Annotated in this window: 3 protein-coding genes; all 3 read right to left on the reverse strand. The window is 70.0% G+C overall.

Going from position 1 to position 2,228, the window contains the following annotated elements; all coding sequences use genetic code 11:
- The coding region (locus tag GJ632_RS21035; protein ID WP_197428142.1) for a succinylglutamate desuccinylase/aspartoacylase family protein at positions 1 to 518 on the reverse strand (518 nt) is incomplete at its 3' end.
- Positions 519 to 620: 102 nt separating this feature from the next.
- The gene (locus tag GJ632_RS21040; RefSeq protein ID WP_343161308.1) at positions 621 to 1,493 is read right to left on the reverse strand and encodes an RNA-guided pseudouridylation complex pseudouridine synthase subunit Cbf5; all 873 of its coding nucleotides are present in this window, start codon (positions 1,491 to 1,493) and stop codon (positions 621 to 623) included.
- Between the two features lie 3 nt (positions 1,494 to 1,496).
- Positions 1,497 to 2,075: a (d)CMP kinase gene (cmk, locus tag GJ632_RS21045; protein WP_191453942.1), complete on the reverse strand. Its 579-nt coding sequence runs from the start codon at positions 2,073 to 2,075 to the stop codon at positions 1,497 to 1,499.
- Positions 2,076 to 2,228 lie beyond the last annotated feature (153 nt).

A 2,228-nucleotide genomic window follows, 5' to 3' on the forward strand; every position in this document is an offset into this window, starting at 1 on the left:
GCGAGTTCCTCGGCGGCGGACTCGTCGCGACGGTCGCCGTACAGCACCCGGTCGCGGATGACGAACGGCATCGACCCCACCTGCGCGGTGTGGAGGTCGACCAGCGCGTCGGCCGACGCCGCGAACGCCTCGTACAGGCGTTCGTCGATGCGTTCCTGAACGCTCGGCGGCCGCGAGGACGTGGACTCGGGGTCGGGGAAGTAACGGTTCGGGTCGTCGTCGCCGTAGTACGACCGGCGGTCGTTCCGCCGGAGACCCGCCGGGTTGACGACGGGGACGCAGACGACCGTTCCCGAGAGGAGGTCCGCCAAGTCGTCCCGCATCGCGTCCTGCGCGACGGCGACGCCGGTGGCCTCGTCGCCGTGGACGCCGCCGGTGAGCCAGAGGGTGGGGCCGTCGGCGTCGCCCTCGGCTATCACCACGGGGAGTCGTTCGCTCCCGCCCGTCGGGAGGTCGGTCACCTCGAACCAGCCGCTGACGACCGCGCCGGATTCCGATTCGACGCTTCCTACGTGCATGTCTCGGTCTCTGCGGGCACGGGCAAAAGTCGTCGGATACCGGTGTTCCCGTCGCCGCGTCGGGCCACGCGAACCGGCGTCGGGTCGCGGGTGAAAGTGCGTTCAGACCAGCACGCGTTCGAGAGAGACGACTTCGCCCGACTCGGCGTCGGGGTCGCCGACCAGTCGGCCGAGGCAGACCGCCGCGTCGTCGGGCGTGACGCAGGCGACGAGCGACCCGCGTTCGGCGTCGTCGGCATCGAACACGCCGGGCGCGTACACCGGTGCGCCCTCGGCGACCTGTTCGGCCGCGGAGTGAGCGATGGTGACGTGCGGGAGGTGCGTGAGGGCGCGTTCGGCGGGCGCGACCACCTCGCGGAGGAGGCTCTCGTCGCCCGCCTCGGCGAACGCGAGGGCGTCCGCGAGGTCGTACAGCGTCACGAGATCGGTGTCGTCGAACGGGTCCGTCGCCGTCCGGCGGAGGTTCCCCATGTGCGCGCCGGTGCCGGCCGCCAGCCCGATGTCGTGACAGAGCTTCCGGACGTACGTCCCGCTCTCGCAGCGAATCCGCAGGAGGGCCTGCCGGTCCCGAACCTCCAGCAGGTCGAGTTCGTACACCTCGCGCGACCGGAGGCGGCGGGAGACGGCGCTCTTTCGGGGCGGTTTCTGGTACACTTCGCCCTCGAACTCCGCGACGACGCTCTCCAAGTCCGACGGCGCGGGCTTGTGGAGTTCCAGCACCGAGATGTACTCCTTAGAGCCTTCCAGAAACACCTGCGCCATCCGGGTGGCGTCGCCGAGGAGCATCGGGAGACAGCCGGTGACCTTCGGGTCGAGCGTGCCGGCGTGCGCCGCCTGTTCGACGCCCGCCATGTCTCGGACCCACGCGGCGACCTGGTGCGCCGACGGACCGGGGGGTTTGTCGAGGTTGACGACGCCGAACGAGAGCAGGTCCGCGAGCGAACGGTCGTGGGGTGGGTCGCGAAGGTCGGTCACGGTTCAGAAGTCGTACTCGACGCCCTCGACCGGGAACTTCCCCTCGTCGTCGTCGGGGTCGTACGCCTCGACGGCGGCGGTCAGGATGTCCGGCACGTCCTCCTCGCTCCACCGCGCCGTGTTGAGCGTCACGTCGTAGATGCCGAGGTCGGTGATGTCGATGCTGTAGTACTCCTCGTAGCGCAGGGCTTCGCTCTCCTCGCGGGCGTGCGTCTCCTCGCGGGCGGTGTCGAGCGACTTGTCCTCCCGCGCGGCGATGCGCTTCGCGCGCACGTCGAGGGGCGCGTCGAGCCACAGGCGGATGTCGGCGGCGTCGCCCGCCAGCCACCCGGCGAGGCGCGATTCGAGGAGGACGTCGTCGCGTTCCAGAGCGATGGTGCGGAGGCGACGGTCCAGGTCGCGGTCTATCTGGTCGTCCTCCTCGGCGAGTCTGTTGAACTCGACGGCCGTCATGTCGCGTTCGGCGGCGAGTTGTCGGAAGATGTCGCCGCCGGAGATGTGTTCGAGGCCGAACGCCTCGGCGAGTGTGGCGACGGTCGTACTCTTTCCGGCACCCGGTGGACCGGAGACAGTCAGCAACATAGAGACTCTCGGACGGTACGGCTAAAAGAGGTTGTCTTTACCGACGAGTGTGCGGGGCGGTACCGCACGGAGGGCGGCGGCGGAGCGAGACGGTCCGCGGCGTCGAATACCTCCGACGCCGTCGGGCGGTGCGGCGTCGAAAACCTCCGACGC

The organism is Halogeometricum sp. CBA1124, assembly GCF_009741955.1.
Classification (GTDB): domain Archaea; phylum Halobacteriota; class Halobacteria; order Halobacteriales; family Haloferacaceae; genus Halogeometricum; species Halogeometricum rufum.

Coding starts and splice junctions, on each gene's coding strand:
- cmk (WP_191453942.1), bottom strand. CDS start 2,075: ATGTTGCTGACTGTCTCCGGTCCACCGGGTGCCGGAAAGAGTACGACC.